Source organism: Nocardia rhizosphaerihabitans, assembly GCF_014646295.1.
Classification (GTDB): domain Bacteria; phylum Actinomycetota; class Actinomycetes; order Mycobacteriales; family Mycobacteriaceae; genus Nocardia; species Nocardia rhizosphaerihabitans.
In genome coordinates, this window is the sequence record NZ_BMNE01000001.1 from 1,076,020 (window position 1) to 1,100,081 (window position 24,062).

Below are 24,062 nucleotides of genomic sequence, written 5' to 3' on the forward strand. Positions count from 1 at the left end.
GGTTCCCAACCTCTCGAAACGGGTGCTGGCGACGTGCGCGGATGCCTGGGGCGGGCAGGCAGCAGGCTCGACGGCCGGCTCCGCGATTCTATGCGCCCGGCGCCCCCGCCCGCGCATCGGGCCTCGCGGCGTCGATGCGGCCGTGCGCCGGTTCGGCGGCGTCGAGCACGGTGGCGATCCGGGCCAGCGCGGCCTCGCCCGCCATCGCCCAGTGCGTGGCGTCGATGCCGTAGCGGTGCACGTCGCCGCCGATCGCCGTCGCCCAGCTCGCCGCGCCGCGCGCGCCGGTGGGGTCGTCGACGGTGGCCGCGAAGTAGACGAGATCGCCGTCGAACCGGTCGGGCCGGTAGGCGTCGACCATGCTCATCGAGGCGGTGGCGGCGTCGATGATGCGGGCGATGCGGGTCCGGTCGAGCGCGGCCAGCGGGCCGCCGATCTCCGCCGCGGCGGCGGCGAGTCCGGCGGCGTCGAAGACCACGTCGAGAGCGTCACCGGCCAGGCCGCCGAGCAGGTCGCCGACGGTCGGCATCGGGGTCTGCTCCGGTTCGTCGCCGAGCCAGCTGTCCATCATCGCCAGCTGCGCCACGTCCGCGCCCTCGGCCTGCAACCGGGTCGCGACCGCGTGCGCCAGCAGACCACCCAGCGACCAGCCGAGCAGGTGGTACGGCCCCTCGGGCTGTACTTCGCGAATCGCAGTGACGTACCGCTGCGCCCAGGCCTCGATGGTGGCGGGCAGCGGTTCGTCGGCGGTGAGGGCGGGCGACTGCAGACCGTAGATCGGGCGCTGCGGGTCGAGGTGGCGGGTGAGGCCGGCGAACGACCAGGACACGCCACCCACGGGATGGATGCAGAACAGCGGTGCGCCGGTGCCGCCCGCGCGCAGCGGCAGCAGCACCGCGAACGCGTCGTCGGCCGAATCGTCCTGGGCGCGCAGCCGTTGCACCACGACGGCGGGTGTCGGGTCGGTGAAGAACCACGCGACCGGCACCACGATGCCCAGTGCCGCGCCGAGCCGCGAGGACAACTGGACCGCGGTCAGCGAGTTGCCGCCGAGGTCGAAGAAGTTGTCGTCCATGCCGATCCGATCCAGCCCGAGCACCCGGGCGAATTCGCCGGCGACGACCCGTTCGGTCTCGGTGACCGGACCACGGTAGGCGGCCTGGCGCAGCTCCGGACGTGGCAGGGCGGCGCGGTCGAGCTTGCCGGAGGTGTTGACCGGGAACTCGTCGAGGACGAGCACCACGGCAGGCACCAGGTACGCGGGCAGTTCCGCGGCCAGCGCGGCCCGCACCGCGGCAGGATCATCCTGCGCTCCAGCCGAATCCGCGACGATGTATCCGACGAGCCGATCCGCACCCGCATCCGACACCACCGCGGCCGCGGCCTGGGCGACGCCGGGCTGCCGCAGCAGCACGGCTTCCACCTCGCCGAGTTCGACGCGCTGACCGTTCAGCTTGACCTGCAGGTCACCGCGACCGACGTAGTCGAGTGCGGCGGAGCCGTTTTCGGCTGTACGCAGCCGGACGAGGTCACCGGTCCGGTACATCCGCGCACCGGGACCGGCGAACGGATCGGACACGAATCGCTCGGCGGTGAGCTCGGGCGCGCCGACATAGCCGTGCGCGAGTTGCGCACCGCCGACGTACAGTTCGCCGGTAACCCCCGGCGGCACCGGCCGCAGTCGCGCGTCGAGCACATAGAGCCCGGTGTTCCACACGGGCGCACCGATCGGCACCGACGCCGTGTCGGCGTCGCGCACCACGTGGCTGCTCACCTGCACCGCGGTCTCGGTGGGCCCGTACAGGTTGATCACCTGGGCGCCGGTCAGCTCCCGCGCCCGCTGCGCCAAGGCGGCAGGCAGCGCCTCGCCACCGGCGAACACACGCCGCAACCCGGACGGCGCCGCCACAAGCTGCCTCGTCTGTCGCTCTGCCTCGGCAACCGTGGACTCGGCGACATAGGCCGCGAGCAGCGTGGGCGCGAACTGCACTGTGTCGATGCCGTGGTCGGCGATCAGTGCCGCCAGGTAGGCGGGGTCGCCGTGGCCGCCGGGGCGGGCGAGGACGGTGCGGGCGCCGACGCGCGGCGGGAGCAGCAGTTCCCAGATCGACGCGTCGAACGTGACCGGTGTCTTGTGCAGCACGGTGTCGCCCGCGGTGAACCCGAATTCGGCTGCCATCCAGTCGAGCTGGTTGACGATGGCGCGATGTGGCACGCCGACGCCCTTGGGCAGACCGGTGGATCCGGAGGTGAAGATCACGTAGGCGGTGTGCTCGGGCAGCAGCGGCTGCACCCGTTCGGCATCGGAGAGCGGCCCGGCCGGGTACGCGGTGAGGTCGACGGTGTCGGCCACGACCACATCGACCCCGTCCAGCGGGGTACCGATGACCGGCAGGTCCGCGCGGTCGCCGGAGGTGGTGACCACGCACACCGGCTGCGCGATCCGCAGGATGCGGCTGACCCGCTCGGCGGGATGATCCGGGTCGATCGGCACGTAGATGCCACCGGCGGCGAGCACGGCGTGCACCGCGACCAGCAACTCCGGCGACCGGCGCGCGGCGACAGCCACCGCCGTGTCCGGCCCGACGCCCTGGTCGACGAGGTGCCGGGCGAGCCGGTTCACCCGCGCCGCGAACTCGGCGTAGGTGAGCGAGGTGTCGCCGTCGGTGAGCGCGATCGCCGACGGTGTCGCGGCGGCCTGACGGTCTAGCGCGACGGGCAGTACCTCGGCGGACACCGGGTGTGCGGTGCCGCACCAGCTTTCGAGCAGCCTGCGGTCGTCATCGGTCAGCAGGTCGACATCGCCGATCGCACCGGCCGGGTCGGTGGTGACGGCATCGAGCACCCGCACATACCCGTCGGCGATCCTGGCCGCGGTGGCGGCGTCGAACAGGTCGGTGGCGTAGGTGAGGCTCACCACGCAGCCACCGTCGGCCGTGTCGGCGAGCACCAGGTCCAGGTCGAACTTGGCGACGGCGGTGTCGGTGTCGAGCCCGGTCACGGTGAGATCGGGCAGGCTGACCGCGGCCGGCGCCGCGTCCAGGTTCTGGAAGGCGAGCATCACCTGGAACAGCGGGCTGTGCGCCGTCGAGCGGACCGGATCGAGCACGTCGACGAGCCGTTCGAACGGCACATCCGCGTTCTCGAACGCGTCGAGGTCGACGCGCCGGGCCTGGCGCAGCAGGTCGGTGAAGGATGCGCCCGGGTCGACGGCGGTCCGCAGCACCAGGGTGTTGACGAACATGCCGACCAGGTCGTCCAGCGCCGCCTCACCACGACCCGCGACGGGCGTGCCGATGGCGATATCGCCGGTTCCGCTGAGCCGGGCCAGCAGCGCGGCCAGCGCCGCATGGGCGACCATGAACGCACTGGCATCCGCACGCCGGGACAGCCGCCCCACCCGCTGCCAGATCTCCTGCGGCACCACGGTTTCCACACTCGCGCCCCGCTGCGAGGCGACCGCGGGCCGCGGCCGGTCGGCGGGCAGTTCGAGTAGTCCGGGCAGCCCGGCCAGCTCGTCGCGCCAGAACCGCACCTGCTGGGCGGCGACCGACTCGGCGTCGTCCTCGCCGCCCAGCACGGCGCGCTGCCACAGCGTGTAGTCGGCGTACTGGACTTCCAGCGGCGCCCAGCCGGGTTCGACTCCGGCACGCCGGGCCAGGTAGGCGGCGGTCGTGTCGCGCAGCAGCGGGCCCGCGGAGAATCCGTCGGCGCTGATGTGGTGGATCACCACGACCAGCACCACCTCGTCGGGCGCCGAACGCAGCACCCGCACCCGCACGGGCGGTGCGACGGTGACGTCGAAGCCGCGGCCGATCTCGGCGGCCACCATGGCGGGCACCGCGATCGGGTCGACGGTCTCGACGACCGGGGTCGGCACGAACTGCCACACCGCCTGATGGCCGATGCCGTCGATCGCCGGGTACGCGGTGCGCAGCACCTCGTGCCGGTCGAGCACATCGGTGACGGCGGCGGCCAGCGCCGCGGCGTCCACGTCGCCGCGCAGACGCACCGCGATCGGGATGTTGTAGGCCGCCGAAGCCGGATCGAGCCGGTTGAGCAGCCACATCCGCTGCTGCGCCGCCGAGAGCGGAACCCGGTGCGGCCGTGGACCTGCGGTCAGCGCGACTCCGGCGCCGCTGCCCATCTGCGCGGCGAGCGCGGCCGCCAGATCGGCAACGGTGGTCGCCTCGAACAGGGTGCGCACGGGCACCCGGGTCGACAGTGCCGCGCCGAGGCGGGCCGCGACGCGGGTCGCGATGAGCGAGTTGCCGCCGAGCTCGAAGAAGTCGTCGTCGAGGCCGACCTGCTCGCGCCCGAGCACCTCACCGAAGACCTCGGCGACCGCCCGCTGAGCCGGGGTGATCGGCGCACGGAACGGCCTGACCACGAATTCCGGTGCGGGCAGCGCCTTGCGGTCGAGCTTGCCGGAGGTGTTGAGCGGGAACGCGTCGAGCACGACGATCACCGACGGCACCATGTACGACGGCAGCATCGCGCCCACCGCCGAACGCAGCTGCGCCGGATCGAGTTCGGCGCCGGGCACCGGCACCGCGTACCCGACGAGCCGGTCACCGGTCGGGCTCGCCGACACCACCGCCGCGGCCTGACTGACCATCGGCAGCCCGCCCAGCGCGGTCTCGATCTCACCGAGTTCGATGCGCTGGCCGCGGAACTTCACCTGGAAGTCGCTGCGCGCCAAATAGATCAGGACGCCGTCGCGGGTCCAGCGCACGAGGTCGCCGGTGCGGTACATGCGCTCGCCCGCCGCCCCGAACGGATCGGCGACGAACCGATCGGCCGAGAGGTCGGGGCGACCGAGGTAACCGCGGGCCAGCTGCTCGCCCGCCAGATACAGCTCGCCGGCGACACCCGGCGCCACCGGCCGCAGCCGCTCGTCGAGGACATAGGCCCTGGTGTTCCACTCGGGCACACCGATCGGCACGGTCTGCCCGGTCGCGCCGTCGGCGGGCCAGGCGGTGACCGATACGGCGGCCTCGGTGGGCCCGTACAGGTTGTGCACTGCCGCATCCGATTTCGCGCTCAGCGCGGCCACGGTGTCCGCGGTGAGTGCCTCCCCGATCGCGAAGACCAGACGCAGACTCGTCAGCTGGTCGGTCTCGGCGTGCGCGGCGAACATCGCCAGCATGGACGGCACGAAGTCGGCGATGGTAATCCGCTGCGCGGCAACGAGTTCGGCCAGGTACAGCGGGTCGCGGTGCCCGTCGGGTGTCGCGAGCACCAGCGTCGCGCCTACGGCCAGCGGCGCGAAGAAGCCCCACACCGACAGGTCGAATCCGGCGGCGGACTTCTGCAGATACGCATCGCCTTCGCCGATCCGGTACTGCGCGATCAGCCATGCGATCTGGTTGCGGATACCCGCGTGACTCATCGCCACGCCCTTGGGCCTGCCAGTCGAGCCGGAGGTGAACAGGACATAGGCGAGGTTCGAATCCCGCAGGGGGCCACGGAGTTCGGCGTCGGCCACCGCGTGGTCTGGGTAGGCGGCCGAATCGACGGTGTCGAGCACGACAATCCTGGGCGCCGGCGAACCGGTGGACGTAGGACGAGCGCCTGTCGAGCTGTGGCCTGCACCGGATCCCACGAACTCATTCGCGATCGGCGATCCGGCACCGACGGTCGCCGCCGTAGACGGCGCGCCCGACTCACCGATCGTTGCCGAAGGAGGAGCGGAACCCGACATCGTCGCCGTCGCCGAGCCGAGGTCGGCGGCCGGCTCGTCCGGCGCGTCTCCTGCGACCATCGGCACAGCGAACTCGTCCCCGGCGGTGGTGAGAACCAGGTGCGGTCGTGCGGTGTCGAGCACCTGGGCGATGCGGTCGGCCGGATGATCCGGGTCGACCGGGACGTAGGCGCCGCCCGCGGTGAGTACCGCGTACATGGCGACGACGAGGTCGACGGAGCGCCGGATGGCCAGCGCGACCAGCACATCGGGGCCGACACCGTCGGCGATCAGGAACCGCGCGAGGCGGTTGACCTGGGCGTCGAGCTCGGCGTAGGTCAGCTCGGTGCCCTCGAAGACGAGCGCCGTCGCCTCGGGGTTCGAGCGCACCTGCGCGCGGAACGGGGTGAGCAGGGTCGCGGTGCGGTCGATCTCGTGTGTGGTGGCGTTCCACTCGGTGAGGATGCGGGTCCGCTCGGCGGGCTCGAGCACGTCCACGGTGTCCAGCGGCGTGTGCGGCGCGGCGGCGACGGCGGTGAGCAGTCGCTCCAGCCGGCCCGCGATCGCCACGGCGGTCTCGGTGTCGAACACGTCGTGGGCGTAGGTGAGCACGCCCGTGACACCCGCGGCGACACCGTCGGTGTACTCGTCGCTGACGATCAGGTGCAGGTCGAACTGGGACAGCTCGGTGTCGGTGTCCAGACCGGACACGGTGATTCCGGGCAGCGCCAGTTCGGCGCGCTCGAAGTTCTGGAAGGAGAAGCCGACCTGGAACAGCGGGTGCCGGGCGGTGGAGCGGGCCGGGTCCAGCACCTCCACGAGCCGCTCGAAAGGCACGTCGGCATTGGCGTAGACCGCGAGGTCGGTGGCGCGCTGACGGGCCAGCAACTGCGCGAACGTCTCCCCCTCGACCAGGCGGGTACGGAACACCAGCGTGTTGACGAACATGCCGATCAGGTCTTCCAGCGCCGCCTCACCGCGCCCGGCGACCGGGGTGCCGACGGTGATGTCGGCGCTGCCCGAGAGCCGTCCGAGCAGTGCCGCGAACGCGGTGTGCACGACCATGAACAGCGTGGCGCCGGATTCCCTGGCCAGCTCGCTGAGCCGGGCATGGGTGGCGGCATCCAGGGTGACCGGCACCGTGGCACCCGCGAGAGTGCGCACGGCCGGACGCGGCCGGTCCAGCGGCAGGGCGAGCTCGTCCGGCAGGTCGGCGAGTTCGCCACGCCAGAAGTCGAGCTGGCGGGCGGCCACCGAGGTGGGGTCGGCTTCGTCACCGAGCACGGCTCGCTGCCACAGTGCGTAGTCGGCGTACTGCACCGGCAGCGGTGTCCACCGCGGCGCGGTGCCGTCGCGGCGGGCCAGGTAGGCGGTCATCAGGTCGCGCACCAGCGGCGGCACGGACGAACCGTCGGCGCTGATGTGGTGCACGACCATGGCCAGGACGGCTTCTTCGTCGGTGATCCGGTAGAGCACGACCTGCCACGGCACCCCGGCGGTGACATCGAACGTCGTGGCGGCCAATGCGGTCACCGCCGCCACGACCTGATCGGCCGAGGTCTCGCGAACCCGAAGGGCGACACCGGCTTCGGCAGCGGGCAGGATCTGCTGCACCGGGCCGTCGGCGGTCTCCGGGTAATACGTCCGCAGCACTTCGTGCCGCTCGACGAGATCGCCGACAGCCGCGGCGAGGGCATCGATATCGAGCGCACCGCTCAGGCGCACCGCGATCGGCACGTTGTACCCGGCCGAGTCGGGATCGAACCGGTTGAGGAACCACATGCGCTGCTGCGCGGGCGAGAGCGGGATGGCTGCGGGCCGCTCCCCCGCCACGAGCGCCAGCCGGGCCACGCCCTCGGCACTGTCGAGAGCCGCAGCCAGTGCAGCCACCACGGGCGCCTCGAAGATCCGCGCCACCGGCACCTGCCGATTTAGCGCCGCCCCGAGCCGAGCGGCAACGCGAGTCGCGATGAGCGAGTTACCACCGAGATCGAAGAAGTCGTCGTCCGCGCCGACCTGGTCGAGCCCGAGCACCTCGGCAAGAACACCGGCCACCACCTGCTCCGACGGCGTTGCGGGAGCACGGAATTCGCGAACCGCCAGCTCCGGCGCAGGCAGTGCGCGCCGATCGAGCTTGCCGGAGGCGTTCACCGGCAGCGCATCGAGAACCACGAAGGCAGTCGGCACCATGTACGCCGGAAGCGCTTGCTGCAGAGCAGCTTTCACCACGTCGAGATCGATCACGCGACCAGTGGTGGCGGTGGCCACCCCAGCGGCCATCCCCCCGACAGTGTCCGACTGGGTAACCACCTCGGCGTAGGCAGCGTCGGGTGCCACAGCAGCCGCAGTCGCCGCCGCGTCCGACCGGCTGGCCACATCGTCAACCGCTACAGCAACGGTGCCGACAGCTACCGCAGTGGCGGCGGCGGGCAAGTGGTGGGTGCCGTCCGCGCTGGCGGGGACGAGGTAGGCGGTGAGGTAGTCGCCGGTGCCGTCGTCGCGGACGGTGACCACCGCACGGTCGACGGTGTCGAGGCCGGCGAGGACGGCTTCGATCTCGCCGAGTTCGATGCGCAGGCCGCGCAGTTTGACCTGGAAGTCGGTGCGGCCCAGGTATTCCAGTTCGCCGGTGCGGGTGCGGACGACGAGGTCGCCGGTGCGGTACATGCGTGCGCCGGGTGTGCCGTACGGGTTGGCGACGAAGCGATCCGCCGAGAGGTCGGGGCGGGCCAGGTAGCCGCGGGCCAGCTGGACACCGGCGAGGTAGAGCTCGCCGGGTGTGCCGACCGGCACGGGCCGCAGGCGGGCGTCGAGCACGTGCAGGGCGGTGTTGGCGACGGGCGCGCCGATCGGCACGGTGACGGTGTCGGCGTCGGTGACCTCATGGAAGGTCACGTCGACGGCGGCCTCGGTCGGTCCGTACAGGTTGTGCACGGCCACCCCGGGCACCAGCGCGCGCAACCGTTGCGCGTCGGCGGCAGGCAGCGCCTCACCGGAGGCGAACACCTGCCGCAGCGACACACAGTCGGCGGCGAGGGGTTCGGCGAGGAACGCGGCCAGCATCGACGGCACGAAGTGCGCGACTCCGACGCCGGTGCGGGTGATCACCTCGGCCAGGTAGGCGGGGTCGCGGTGGCCGTCGGGACGGGCGATCACCAGGGTGGCGCCGATCTGCAAGGGCCAGAACAGTTCCCACACCGACACGTCGAAGGTGATCGGCGTCTTCTGCAGCACCGTGTCGGCGGCGTCGAGCCGATAGGTGTCCTGCATCCAGACCAGGCGGTTGACGATCGCGGTGTGGCTGACCGCGACACCCTTCGGCTTGCCCGTCGAGCCCGAGGTGAACAGGACGTAGGCCAGGTCGGCGCCACGCAGCGGCCGGATCCGGTCGGCGTCGGTGACCGGACCGCCGGCGAACCTGGAGAGGTCCAGACCGGCGGGGTCGACAGTGCGGGTATCGATGGCCGGGAAATCGTCCGCTGCCAACACGCACACCGGCTCGGCGGTGGCGAGGACGTCGGCGATCCGGTCGGCCGGATGGTCGGGGTCCAGCGGCAGATAGGCCGCGCCCGCGGCCTGCACCGCGTAGACGGCGACCAGCAGGTCGATGCTGCGGCGCAGTCCGACACCGACGAGGGCGCCGGGGCCGACCCCTTCGGCGATCAGCATCCGCGCCAGCCTGGCGACCCGAACAGCGAACTGGCCGTATGTGATCCGCTCACCCTCGAATTCGAGAGCGACGGCGTCAGGTGTGCGCCGGGCCTGCGCGGCGAACATCGAGACGAGCGTCGCCTCGGTGTCCAGCGGCGCCGCGGTGTCGTTCCACGCCGCCAGCTGGGCGGTCTCGGCGGCATCGAGCAGGTCGATCTCGCCGACGGGCGTGGTGTCGTCGGCGACGACTGCCACGAGAATGCGCACGAAGCGCTCGCCGAACGCGGTGACCGTGTCGGCGTCGAACAGATCGGTGGCGTAACGCAGCCAGCCACGCAGACCGGGTTCGCCTGCCGCACCGGCGATCTCGTTGATCGCCAGCGACAGATCGAACTGGGTCGTGGCGGCGGGCAGAGCGAACTCGCCGATCCGCAGACGGGGTAGCTCGATGGTGGTGTCGTCGCGGTGCTCGAACGCCAGCATCACCTGCACGATCGGCGAATACGCCGTCGACCGCACCGGATTCAGTTCGTCGACCAGCCGCTCGAACGGCAGATCGGCATGCGCGAACGCCCGCAGATCGGCGGCCCGCACCCGCGCGAGCAGATCGGCGAACCCGGCACCACCGTCGACCGTGGTCCGCAGCACCAGCGTGTTGACGAACATGCCGACGAGATCGTCCAGCGCGGCATCGGCCCGTCCCGCCACCGGTGTACCCACCACGATGTCGGCACCCGCACCCTGCCGCGACAGCAGCACCGCGAACGCCGCGTGCACCACCATGAACGTGGACACGCCATGGCGACGCGCCAGCTCCTCGATCCCGGCCACCACACCGGCAGGCACCTCGAACCCGACGGACCCGCCCACACCCGTACGCACAGCAAGCCGCGGCCGATCAGTCGCCAGCTCCAAAGCCGGTGCAAGCCCGGCCAATTCGTCCCGCCAATGCGCCAGCTGCCGCGCCAGCCGCGACGACGGATCCGCGGCATCACCGAGCACCGCGTGCTGCCACAACGTGAAGTCGGGATACTGCACCGGCAACGGCTCCCACACCGGCGCACGGCCGGCACTCCGAGCGGCATACGCCGTGATCAGATCCCGGGCCAACGGCGTCGTCGACACACCATCGGCCGCAATGTGATGCACCGCGAGCACCAGCACGTGCTCGACGTCCTGCACCGCCTCACCGGACCGCAACCCTGCGCCGCGCACGTCACGCATCGCAACGCTTTCGGCTACCGCATCGTCGCGAAGGACACCGCTGGGCACAGCACCGTTGCGCAGTCCGGTTACGACACGATCGGCCACTGCGTGATCCGGCACGACACCATCGGCCGCCGCATCCTCGGGCACGACACCGCTGGCCACCGCAACATCGCGAACAACACCGTTGGACACGGCGCTGTTGTGCGGGGCGCCTTCTGCTACAGCACCATCGAGGAAAACACCGTTACGCACGGCAGCGACGTGGCCGGCCGTCGGCTGTCCGTCAGTGCTCGTTCGCCGGAACAGCGCGGCGCGCACCGGTGGCTGGCTCGTCAGGTCGTAGCCCGCCCCGACGATCTCGCGCACCGCGTCGGCCAGGTCCGCTTCGACGACCTCGCGGACGACGGCGACCGGCAGTACCCGGTCGACCGGGAGGACAACTTGGGTCGGCCCCTCTGCGTCTTCCGGGAAGACGGTCCGCAGCGATTCATGCCGCGCGAGCACATCGCCCAGCGCGGCCCACAGCGCATCGGTGTCCAGCTCGCCGGTCAGGCGCAGGGCGATCGGCAGGGTGTAGACGGCCGAGTCGGGGTCGATCCGGTTCAGCAGCCACAGGCGGGTCTGGGCCAGCGACAGCGGAATACGGTCCGGGCGCGGGTCGGCCACGGTCAGTGGCGGCAGCTGTTCGCTGCGGTCGACGGCGCGTTCGGCGAGACCGGCGACGGTCGGGGCGTCGAAGACGTCGCGCACGTCGAGCGCGCTGCCCAGCGCCGCATTGGCACGGGCGACGAGTCGCATGGCGAGCAGGGAGTTGCCGCCGATCGCGAAGAAATCGTCGTCGGCGCCGACCCGCGCCAGTCCGAGCAGATCGCCCACTACAGCAGCGAGCGCGGTCTGCGCGCCCGGTCGCGGTGCCAAGTAGGCGGTGGTGACGGACAGGTCGGCGGCCGGTAGCGCCGAGCGGTCCAGTTTGCCCGCGGAGTTGAGCGGAACGGTGTCGAGCACCACGAGGTGGGCGGGCACCATGTACGCGGGCACCCGGCCCACGACGTGCGCGCGCACCACGGCGGCATCGACGTCACCGGCGACGTAGGCCACCAGGCACTGACGGCCCGCGTCGTCGGTCGCGGGTACCACGGTCGCGTGGGTGACGCCGGGAGCCTCACCGAGGGCGGCCTCGATCTCACCCAGCTCGATCCGCAGTCCCCGGATCTTGACCTGGAAGTCGTTGCGGCCCAGGTACACCAACGCGCCCGAGCGGTCGCGGCGCACCAGGTCGCCGGTGCGGTACATGCGCGCACCGACCGCAGCCCCAGCAGCGGAGCGCGCGCCCGTCGCACCATCGCTTTCCGGTGCGAACGGATCGGCGACGAAGCGGTCGGCGGTCAGGTCCGGCCTGCCCAGGTAGCCGCGGGCGAGCTGGTCGCCCGCCAGATACAGCTCACCCGCGACACCGGTGGGCACCGGGTGCAGCCGTTCGTCGAGGACGTAGGCGCGCACGTTCCAGGTCGGCCTGCCGATCGGCAGCTCGGTCTGCTCGACCGGCGCGGTGATGTGCTGGAAGGTGCTGGTGATCGTCACCTCGGTGGGCCCGTAGGTGTTGTGCAGTTCGGCGGGAACGGTGTCGAGCACGGTCGCCGCCAGCGCGGCCGGCAGTTCCTCACCGCCGAGGTGCAGCATCCGCAAACCGGCCAGGTCGTCGGCGAGCCCTTCGGCGAGCATGGCGGCCAGGACCGACGGCACGAATTCGACGACGGTGACGCGCTGTTCGCGCACCACGCGCGCCTGGTAGGCCAGGTCGAGGTGGCCGCCGGGCCGCAGCAGGACCAGGGTGGCGCCGAGCAGTGCCGGGCACAGCAGTTCCCACAGCGAGACGTCGAAGGTCAGCGGCGCGCGCTGCAACAGCCGGTCTTCCGACGTCAGGTCGTATTCGCCACGCAGCCAGCACAGTTCGTTGACCACGGCCAGGTGCGAGATCAGCACGCCCTTGGGCAGGCCGGTCGAGCCGGAGGTGAACAGCACATAGGCCGGGTGCGCCGGGTGCAGCGGCGCGAGTCGTTCGGCGTCGGTGACCGGGCCGCTCGCGACGGGCGGCTGGGCCGGGTCCTCGAGCTGCGCGACAGTCAGTACCGGGAAACCGGACCGCGAGGCGGCCGCGAAATGAACTGAGGCCGTGGCGGATCGGATGCCGCTGTCGACATGGTCGAGATCACCCGCCGACGCGGCGACGACCAGTCGCGGTGCCGCGGTCTCGAGCACATGCCCGATGCGGTCGGCGGGCTGGGCCGGGTCGATCGGCACGTACACGCCACCGGCGGCGAGCACACCGTGCAACACGACCAGCAGCTCGATGCCACGCGGCACGGCGACGGCGACCGGGGTCTCCGGGCCGACGCCGCAGTCGACGAGCCTGCGCGCGAAGCGGTTCGCGCGGGCGGCGAGCGCGCCGTAGGTGATTTCCTCGCCTTCGAAGACGGCGGCGACGGCGTGTGGATCGCGGGCGGCCGCCGCGTCGAGCAGGTGCGCGGCCAGCGGGGCGCGGATGCCGAGTTCGGCGAGAGCCGAGTCGAGCGGTTCGACGTCTCCGTGCGGGCCTGCCAGCAGCGCCGTGCGCGCGGTGTCGTCGAGCAGGGGAAGGTCACCGACGGCGGTTCCCGGTTCGGTGACCGCGGCGCGCAGCACGCGCTCGAGCATCCCGAACAGGGTCGCGATGGTGTCGGCGTCGAAAAGATCGGTGGCGTAGCGCAGTTCGAGGTCGAGACCGTCTGCCGTGCCGTCGGCGGCGTAGTGATCGACGAAGGTGAAGTCCAGATCCACTTCGATCGGCGCGTCCGGAAGAGTCAGCCCCGACAGGGTCAGGCCGGGCAGTTCGAACGCGGTGGTGCGCTGGTTCTGCAGGGCCAGCGACACCTGGTACAGCGGCGAATATCCTTGTGAGCGCGCGGGATTCAGCGCGTCGACGAGGCTTTCGAACGGCACGTCGGCATGGTCGAAGGCGTCGAGGTCACCCGCACGGATCTCGTCGAGCAACTCGCTGAAGCGTGCGTCCGACGGCACCTTCGCGCGCAACACGAGGGTGTTGACGAACATGCCGACGATGTCGTCGAGTTCACGGTGCCCGCGACCGGCGACCGGTGTGCCGACGACGATGTCGGTGCCCGCGGACAACCGCGCCAGCAGCACCGCGAGTCCGGCGTGCAACACCATGAACGGCGTGGCGCGCTGCGCGCGGGCCAGCTCCTCGATCCGCCGGTGCAGCTCGGCGTCGAGGGTGGCGGTGAAGGTGGCGCCCCGATTCGAGCCGACCAGGGGCCTGCGGCGGTCGGCGGGCAGCGTGAGGACGTCGGGGAGACCGGCGAGACGGTCCGTCCAGTAGGCGAGCTGGTGTGCCAGCGGCGCGTCGGGGTCGTCGGCGCTGCCGAGCCCCTCGGTCTGCCACAGCGCGTAGTCGGCGTAGTGCACGGCCAGGGCGGGCAGCTGCGGCTCGGTGCCCGCCGCGCGCGCGGCATAGGCGGCGACCAGATCGCGGGTCAGCGGGCCCATCGACCAGCCGTCGGCGGCGATGTGGTGCACGACCAGCACCAGCACGTGCTCTGTCGGCGCGACCCGCAGCAGTGCGGCGCGCACGGGTACCTCGGAGGTGATGTCGAAGCCGCCGTCGAGGACGGCGACTACCGCTTCGTGGACCTCATCAGGGGCTGTGTCGGTGACGGCGAGTTCAGGCACGAACGGTGTGCCGACGAGTTGCGTTGCCTGCCCGTCGAATTCGGGATAGGTGGTGCGCAGCGTCTCGTGCCGGGCGATCAAATCCCCGAGCGCACCACGCAGCGCGGCAGTGTCGAGCTCGCCGCTGAGCCGGATCGCGACCGGGATGTGATACGCCGCCGAGTCCGGATCGAACCGGTGCAGGAACCACATCCGCTGCTGCGCGGGCGACAACGGAATGCGCTGCGGCCGTTGCCCCGCCACCGGCCCCCGCCTGCTGCCGGTGCCACGCAGCGCGTCCAACCGCACCGCGAGCCCCTCGACAGTGCTCGCCTCGAACAGTTCCCGCACCGGCACCCTGGCATCCAGTGCCGCGCCGAGCCGCGCGGCCACCTGGGTGGCGAGCAGTGAGTTGCCGCCGAGTGCGAAGAAGTCGTCGTCGGCACCGGCCCGGTCGAGACCGAGGACTCCGGCAAACGTCGCGGCGACGATCCGCTCGGTGGCGGTGACAGGTTCGCGGTAGTCGCGCTCCGGCAGTTCCGGCGCGGGCAGTGCCCGCCGATCGAGCTTGCCGGAACTGTTGATCGGCAGCGCCTCCAGGAAGACGTAGGCGCCGGGCACCATGTACGACGGCAACACCGCCGCGACAGCGGCATCGAGGTCAGCGGGCGACAGCGTCGTCGGCACGACACGTGCCGACGACTCGGTCACGCCGACAGAACGGCCGGCGAGAACAGTTCCGCTGGTGGTGGGGACGACGTAGGCGACCAGCTGGTCCGGGCGGTCGTCGTCGGAGCGGACCAGGACCGCGACACGGCCGACGCCGGGGACGGTGGCGAGGGCGGCCTCGATTTCGGCGGGTTCGATCCGGAGGCCGCGCAGCTTCACCTGGAAGTCGGTGCGACCCAGGTAGTGCAGGGCGGCACCGTCGGGGCTGGTGCGCCAGGCGACGAGGTCCCCTGTGCGGTAGAGACGCTCGCCGGTGCCGAACGGGTCGGCGACGAAGCGTTCGGCGGTGAGGTCGGCGCGGCCGTAGTAGCCGTCGGCCAGCTGGGTCCCCGCGACATAGAGCTCGCCGGGGACTTCGGCGGGCACGGGACGCAGGCGCGAATCAAGCACGTACACGCGGGTATTGGCGACCGGCGAGCCGATCGGTGCGGCGGCCGTCTGCTCGGTGCCCACCTCGTGGGTGGTGACCTGGATGGCGGTTTCGGTGGGGCCGTACAGGTTCACCACCCTCGCGCCGGTGGCCGTGCGCGCCCGCTGCGCCAGCTCGGTGGTCAGTGCTTCACCGCCGGCGAAGACCAGTCGCAGGGAATCCGGCTGCACCGGTTCGGCCACCACGGCGGCCAGCACCGACGGCACGTACTGCACGACGCTCACGCCGTGCCGCGCCGTGGCGGCGGCGAGGTAGGCCGGATCGCGGTGTCCGTCGGCGGTGGCGAGGACCAGTCGCGCGCCGGTCTGCAACGGCCACAACAGTTCCCACACCGAAGCGTCGAACGTGAACGGTGTCTTCTGCAGGACGACATCGTCGCCGGTGAGCGCGTATTCCCGCTGCAACCACAGCAGTTGGTTCCGTGCCGCCCGATGCGGCACGGCCACACCCTTCGGCCTGCCGGTCGAACCGGAGGTGAACAGCACATAGGCGAGGTGATCCGGACGCAGCGGGGCGAGCCGCTCGTCGTCGGTGATCGGCTGATCCGACAGCTCCGACAGGTCGAGCGCATCGATCTCGACGACCGACTCACCCACGGCCACACCGTGATCGGTAGCGGTCAGCACGCAGACCGGTGCCGTCTGCGCCAGCACATATGCGGTCCGGTCGGCCGGATGATCCGGATCGACCGGCACATACGCCGCACCTGCCGCGAGCACGGCATGCACCGCGACCAGCTGGTCGACGCCCCGCCGCAGGGCAACTGCCACCACCGATCCCGGTCCGGCGCCGAGACCGATGAGGTGCCGCGCCAGTCTGGCGACCCGACTGGCGAACTCGACATAGGTCAGCGCCAGGACATAGTCGCTCGCGGAGGCGAATCCGCGTCCGTCCGGCCGCCGCTCGCCCGCTGTTTGCCGGTCATCCCTCGCCGGCTGAGCACCCTTGTCCGTCCGATGACCAACGGACTGCCCGTCACCCGCGGACCGGCGCTCACCGTCGACCTGACGACCGACGAGCCCCAGGTCTCCCGAGGTCTGCCGAGCACCCGTGACGTGCTGGTCTCGATCCTCCGCCGGGTCGACGTCGACAACCACCGCGATGGCATCCGGTGTCGCGGCGACCTGGTCGGTGAACAGCGACGCGAGCGTGGCCGCGGAGTCGAGGGCCAGGTCGGTGGCGTTCCAGGTGGTCAGGACCTCGGTGGATTCGGGCGGGTCCAGCAGGTCGATGTCGCCGACCGGACGGGCCGGGTCGGCGAGGACGCCGTCGAGCAGGCGACGCAGGCGGGTGGCGAAACCGGCGACGGTGGTGGCGTCGAACAGATCGGTAGCGTAGAGGAAAGCACCGGTCAGGCCCGCGGGGGCGCCGTTGTCGTCGCGGTGCTCGGTGAGGGTGAGTTCGAGGTCGAACTTGGCGACGCCGGTGGGCAGGTCGAATCCTGCCACCGCGAGACCGGGCAGGGTGAGGGTGCGCGGGGTGTCCTCGTTGAGGGACAGCATCACCTGGAACAGCGGATTGCGGGCGGTGGAGCGGACCGGATCCAGCACCTCGACGAGCCGCTCGAACGGCACGTCGGCATGGCCGAAGGCCGCGAGATCGGTCTCGCGCACCCGGGCCAGCAGCTCGGTGAACGAGGCGGCAGGGGCCACCTCGGTGCGCAGCACGAGAGTGTTGACGAACATGCCGACCAGGTCGTCGAGCGCCCGATCACCACGCCCCGACACCGGCGTGCCGATCGCGATATCGGTGGTCGCCGACAGTCGTGCCAGCAGGACGGCGAACACGGCGTGGGCCGCCATGAACACCGTGACACCCTGCGCACGAGCGAATTCGGCGAGCGCACTGTGTGTTTCGGCATCGATGTCGATCGCGTGCAGCGCACCACGCCGCGACGCGACCGCGGGCCTCGTCCGGTCGGTCGGCAATTCCAGCTGCTCCGGCACACCGGCCAGCGCATCCGCCCAGAACGACAGCTGCTGCGCCGCTGTCGATTCCGGATCAGCGGCATCACCGAGCACCGCATGCTGCCACACCGCGTAGTCGGCGTACTGCACACTCAACGGCGCCCACTGCGGCGCCTCCCCCACGGCCCGCGCACTGTAGGCGGTGAGCACGTCCCGGATGAGCGGGCCGAACGAGAACCCGTCAGCGGCAATGTGATGCAACACGATCACGAGCACATACCCGGGCTCGAGGGAGCGCGCATGGAGCTGCGACACGGCACGGCCTGCGGAACCATCTGACCCCGGCGAGTCCGCACGATCCCACGCGAAGCCGGCAGTAGGGACTGTCGTCCCCGCCGCGTCGGCGACGCGCAGCAGAATCGCCCGGATCGGCGCGTCGAGGGCGAGATCGAAGCCGGTGGCGGCGAAGGCGCGGACCGCGTCCGGCAGCGCCTCCGCGGTGACGATCTGCGGGAGGACATCCGGGACCAGGCCTGCGGCGGGCAGGATTTCGGCGATCGCGTGGCCGTCGCGCTCAGGGTAGCGGGTGCGCAGAACTTCGTGCCGGTCCAGTACATCGACGAGGGCGGCCTGCAGGGCGGCGATGTCGAGGGCGCCGGTGAGGCGCACGGCCATCGGGATGTTGTCGGTGGCCGAACCCGGGTCGAAGCGGTTGAGGAACCACATGCGCTGCTGGGCGGGCGACAGTGGCAGCGGGTCGGGTCGGGTTCCTGCGACGAGGGCGGGTCCGGAGCCGGTGCCGCGCAGTCGGTCCGCGGCCGCGGCGAGGGTCAGGACGGTGGTGGTGTCGAAGAGCTGGCGGACCGGGATGCGGGTGTCGAGGTCGGCGCCGAGGCGGGCCATGAGGCGGGTCGCCAGCAGCGAGGTGCCGCCCAGATCGAAGAAGTCGTCGTCGCGGCCGACCCGTTCAAAGCCCAGGACCTCGGCGAAGGCGGCGGCGACGACCTGCTCGGTCGGCGTCTGCGGTGCGCGGTAGGCGGCGGCTTCGAAGACCGGGGCGGGCAGCGCGGCGCGGTCGAGCTTGCCGACAGGGGTCAGCGGGACGGCGTCGAGGGCCACGATCGCGGCGGGCACCATATGGGCGGGCAGGTGGGCGGCGGCGTGCGCGATGAGTGTCGCGGCGTCGATGGTCGCGCCGTCGACCGGTACCACGTACGACACCAGCACGGTCGCGCCCGCGTCGGTGCGGTGCCCGATGGTCGCGGCGAAGTCTACCGCGGCGTGCCGGGCGAGGACGGCGTCGATCTCGCCGAGCTCGATCCGGAAGCCGCGCACCTTCACCTGGAAATCGTTGCGGCCCAGGTATTCCAGATCCCAGGAGCGCTCGGTCCGCACCCAGCGCACGGTGTCGCCGGTGCGGTACATCCGCTCCCCCGGCGCACCGTAGGGGTTGGTGACGAACCGGCCCGCGGTCAGCGCGGGCCTGCGGTGGTAGCCGCGGGCCAGCTGCGGACCGGCGATGTACAGCTCGCCGACCACACCGGCCGGGACGGGACGCAGCCGCTCGTCGAGCACCAGTTCGGTGGTGCCTTCCACCGGGGCGCCCAGCGTGATCGGCGTTGTCGCGGTGAGGGGTTCGCTGATATTGGTGACGATGGTCGTCTCGGTCGGGCCGTAACCGTTGCGGAAGACGAGCCCCGGAATCGCGGCGGTCCACCGCGCCACCAGCTCCGCCGGGCACGCCTCACCACCGACGACCACCACGCGCAGGTCGTCGAGCCCCTCCGGGTTCACCGTGGCCAGCGCCGACGGGGTGATGATCACATGGGTCACCCGCTCGGACCGCAGCAGCTCACCCAGCTCCGCGCCACCGAACACCCCGGCCGGGGCGACGACCATGGTCGCGCCCTCGGTGACCGTCAGCAGCAGCTCGGCCACCGAAATATCGAACGACGGCGACGCGACGTGCAGCACCCGCGCATCCGCCGACGCCAGGTACCGCCCCGCCTGCACCGGCAGATACGCGGCAACCGCACGGTGCGGAATCACCACGCCCTTGGGCAGACCGGTGGTCCCGGAGGTGTAGATGACATAGGCGGGATCCAGCGGATCCACGGCACGACGGTTGGCCGACGACTCGGTGCCACTGGCAGCAGACTTCGAACCAGGAAGTGCAGTATCGGATTCCACCAGGTCGACGTCGGCCGCAGCGGGGTCGAGGGCGAGCCAGTCCACCGTGGCAGGCAGGTCGGCGCCCACAGTGTCAACCGTGATACCAACTGCCGCACCGGAATCCGACAGCATGTGCGTGATGCGGTCCGCCGGGTAATTCGGGTCGACGGGGAGGAAACCGGCGCCGGACTTGATGACGCCCCAGACGGCGATCACGGAGTCGGCCGAGCGCGGAATACTCACGGCGACAAGGTCACCCGCACCGACGCCGAGGCCGGTCAGGTGCGCGGCGAGCCGGGAGGACGCGGCGTCGAGTTCGCCGTAGGTGAGGGTGCGCGCGCCGTCACGGACCGCGATCGCGGTGGAATCGGCGGCCGCGCGGGTCAGCACCTGCGGCAGCAGCGGGGACGGGTCGGACGGGCCGCCACTGCGGCTGGTCAGCTCAGCGAGTTCGGCGTCGATCAGCAGCGGCAGGTCCGCGACGGCCGTGTCCGGTGCGGAGGCGACCGCGGCGAGCAGCCCGGTGAACCGGCGCACCATCCGCGCGACGGTGGCCTCGTCGAACAGATCTGTGGCGTAGGAGAACTCGCCGGACAGACCGGTGCCGGACTCACGCAACGTCACCGAGAGATCGAACTTCTCGATGTCGTAGGGCAGGTCGACGGCGGCGGCGCGCAGGCCGGGCAGCTCGAAGGTTGTCGGCGGCAGGTTCAGCAGTGACAGTGCGACCTGGAACAGGGGGTGCCGACCGGCCGAACGCGGCGGTGCGAGCACCTCGACCAACCGCTCGAAGGGCAAGGTGGTGTGATCGAAGGCCGCCAGGTCGTCGGCGCGGACCCGGCCGAGCAGTTCGGCGAAGGACTCTTCGCCGCGCACCTCGGTACGCAGGACCGCGGTGTTGACGAACATGCCGATGACATCGTCGAGTTCGGCGGCGCCGCGCCCGGCGACGGGGCTGCCGATCGCGACGTCGGCATTACCCGACAGGCGCGCGAGGAGCACCGACAGCGCGGCGTGCAGCACCATGAACAGCGTCGCGCCGTGTTCGGCCGCGACAGCATTCAGCCCCGCCACCAGGTCTGCGTCCAAGTCGAACTCGACCCGGCGTCCCCGCATCGACGCGACGGCGGGACGGGGCCGATCGGTCGGCAGGCTCGACTCGTCCGGCAGCCCGGCCAGCGCACCTCGCCAGAACGCGATCTCGCGCCCGGCCCGCGAATCGGGATCGTCTTCCGCACCGAGCACGGCCCGCTGCCACAGCGTGTAGTCGGCGTACTGCACCGGCAGCGGCGCCCACTCGGGCGCGATCCCCTCGGAGCGCGCGTAGTAGGCGGCCATGGTGTCGCGCACCAGCGGACCGGCGGACCAGCCGTCCGAAGCGATGTGGTGCACCACCAGCACCAGCACGTGGTCACCGTCGACCTCGTACAACCGCGGCCGCAGCGGCGGGGCCGCGGTCACATCGAAACCACCCAGGATCACACCGGCCAGAACATCCGGAAGTTCGTGAGCCCCAACGCTGACAGGGGCAAGCACCCCCGAAAGCGCGGACATCCCGGTGGGCAGCGCGCCTTCCTCCCCCGCCAGCGAGTCGACTGCGTCCGGCGTAGTAACCAGGGCGACATCGCCGGCAGCGATGATGCCCGAGTTCGAGCCGGCGGCCAGCGATTCGAAAGCTTGCGCGGGTGTCAGCACATACTGCGTGCCGACCCCGTCGACCTCCGGGTACACCGTGCGCAGCACCTCGTGGCGGGTGATCAGATCGCCGACCGCGGCGCGCAGAGCATCAAGATCGAGCGCCCCGGACAACCGGACCGCGATCGGGATGTTGTAGGCCCCGGTCTCCGGATCGAACCGGTTCAGGAACCACATCCGCTGCTGGGCGGGCGAGAGCGGCAGCACGGTGGGCCGAGGACCGGCGACCAGGGCGGGCCGATCGTCGGTGACGCCACCTTCGACCAGCTTGGCGAGCACCGCGACCGTCGGACTGTCGAAGAAGTCCCTGACATCGACGCGCACACCGAAATTCGCCTGCAGACGGGCGATGGCACGGGTGGCGATGAGCGAATTACCGCCGAGGCGGAAGAAGTCGTCGTCCAGGCCGACGGTCTCGACGTCGAGCAGTTCACCGAACAGCGCGGCCACGACACGTTCGGTGGCGGTCCGCGGTTCCCGGAACTCGGCCGCCGCGGCCCGGAAATCAGGTTCCGGCAGGGCTTTCCGGTCCAGTTTGCCGCTGGCATTGATCGGCATGGCAGGCAGCTGCACCAGCAGCGAAGGCACCATGTACTCCGGCATCGACGTCTTCGCGTGCGCGGCCAGCTCGGCGGAATCCAGCTCCTCGCCGTCGACGCTCACCACATAACCGACCAGCGCCTCACCGGCCGCGTGCCGGTGCAGCACCACCGCCGCATTGCCGACCCGGGGATGCGCGGCCAGCACGGCCTCGATCTCCCCGAGCTCGATCCGCAGACCGCGCAGCTTCACCTGGAAGTCGGTGCGTCCCAGGTATTCCAGCTCGTCACCACCGGGCAACTGCCGCACCAGGTCACCGGTGCGGTACATGCGCTCGCCGGGCTGGCCGAACGGGTTGGCGACGAAGCGGTCGGCGGTCAGGCCCGGCCGGGCCACATAGCCGCGCGCCAGCTGCACCCCCGCGAGATACAGCTCGCCCACCACCCCGGCGGGCACCTGATCGAGGTTCTCGTCGAGCACCAGCAGCCCGGTGTCGTCGGCGGGGCCACCGATCGGCACCGACACCTCGTCGGCGGCGGTCACCTCGTGCGCGGTGACATCGACCGCCGCCTCGGTGGGTCCGTACAGGTTGTGCAGCGCGGTCGCCGACAGCTTGCGCAGGCGCGCGGCGGTGGCGGCGGGCAGCGCCTCACCGGAGGCGAACACCATCCGCAGCGAGGACAGATCCACCGGCGCGGTGGCCTCGGCCAGCTCACCGACGAAGGCGGCCAGCATGGACGGCACGAAGTGGGTGACGCTCACCCGACGCTCGGCGATCAGCCCGGCCAGATAGCCGGGATCACCGTGGCGGCCGGGTTCGGCGACCACGAGCCGCGCACCGACCTGCAAGGGCCAGAACAGTTCCCACACCGACACGTCGAAGGTGTAGGGCGTCTTCTGCAGCACCACGTCGGCGGCGGTCATCGCGTAGCACCGCTGCCGCCAGTCCAGGTTCGCCACGATCGCGCCGTGCGTGACGGCCACGCCCTTGGGCCTGCCGGTGGAACCCGAGGTGAAGATGACATAGGCGGTGTTGCCCGCCTGCGCACCGCCCGCCACCTCGGCGGGCGGCGCCGTCCAGTCGATCTCGTCGGTGCGCAGGACCGGGGCGCCGTTCAGATCCGGCTCATCGCACGCGCGGGTCACCACCACGACCGGCCGCGCCACCTCGAGGACGTAATGCAGCCGATCCACCGGGTGATCCGGATCCAGCGGCACATACGCGCCACCCGCGCGCACGATCGCGTGCACGGCGACGATCAACTCCACACTGCGCCGCATCGCCAACCCGACCAGCGCTTCGGGCCCCACACCGAGCGCGACCAGCCGCCCCGCCAGCACCCGCACCCTGGCGTCGAATTCGGCATAGGTCAGCGTCTCGGCGCCGAACTGCACCGCGACACCGTCGGGCGTGCGGGCCAGCTGCTCGGCGAACCGGTCGACCAAGGTCGGCGCCTGACCCGGCGCCGGCAACTCCACACCCAGCGCCGCCATGGCATCGCGCGCCAGCGAATCCAGCAGCACACCGAACGTCCCATCGGCCGCGTCGACCACACCGGGGAACAGCTCGGCGAGCACGACCTGCACGAGCGTTTCCGGATCCAGTGCGCCACCGGTCAGCTCGGCCATCAGGGTGAGCTGGGCATCGAGATCGACATAGGACACCGCGGTCGCATCGAACTCGACCGCGATCCGTGCCGGCTCCATCGCCGCGACCGTCGCCACCAGCGCTGCCAGCTGTTCTGTTCCCCCGCGCGCCGGAGTGGTGTTGGTCATCTGGACTGCCTTCCATCTACCGACCGCAGGTGACGCCACACGGCCGCAAAACAACTCTCGGAATTCCCCGGACCCACCGGGGTGACGGGATCGGCGCCGGGCGGCCAACCTCGGGCACCCTGCCCGAAATCCGCCCTCTCATACCGGAATCGAGTGCGATCGGCTATGACACGATCGAAGCGACCCGGTTCGCCGCCATGCAACCAGCTATGACTCGGTTATCTCCCGACCTCCATCGTCAAACCACGACACCTGACACCCGCACCAGCAGACGAGGAGAAGCGTAGGCGGTCCGCTAATAAACCGGACCAGATTCAGTCAAAATCTCGACGCGAAGACTCGGTTTCCCGGCGCTGAGAACGGTCCAGCAATCCGACCGCATACGCCGAGTGGACAGCGGGGCATCACATCGCTCCCGAGGCGACGTGACGGCTGTCGGCACAGCCGCACGCTGTGTCGGGCAACACTATGTGAAACAACGTTGCATCACCGTTGCATCGCAGTGATTCCCACCACTTTTCCGTGGCCGCGGCTGCCCGGACACGACGAAACCCCCCGCCGTGCG

The 24,062-nt window shown here is 71.1% G+C and carries 1 protein-coding gene; it reads right to left on the reverse strand.

Going from position 1 to position 24,062, the window contains the following annotated elements; translation table 11 throughout:
• Positions 1-88: 88 nt before the first annotated feature.
• Entirely contained in the window at positions 89-23,497 is a 23,409-nt protein-coding gene (locus IEY60_RS04870; protein WP_189024193.1) for a non-ribosomal peptide synthase/polyketide synthase, read from the reverse strand.
• Positions 23,498-24,062: the final 565 nt, after the last annotated feature.

What these genes read in the sequence shown, in the direction of transcription:
- IEY60_RS04870 (WP_189024193.1), bottom strand. Translation starts at nt 23,497, where the DNA reads ATGACCAACACCACTCCGGCGCGCGGGGGAACAGAACAGCTGGCAGCG.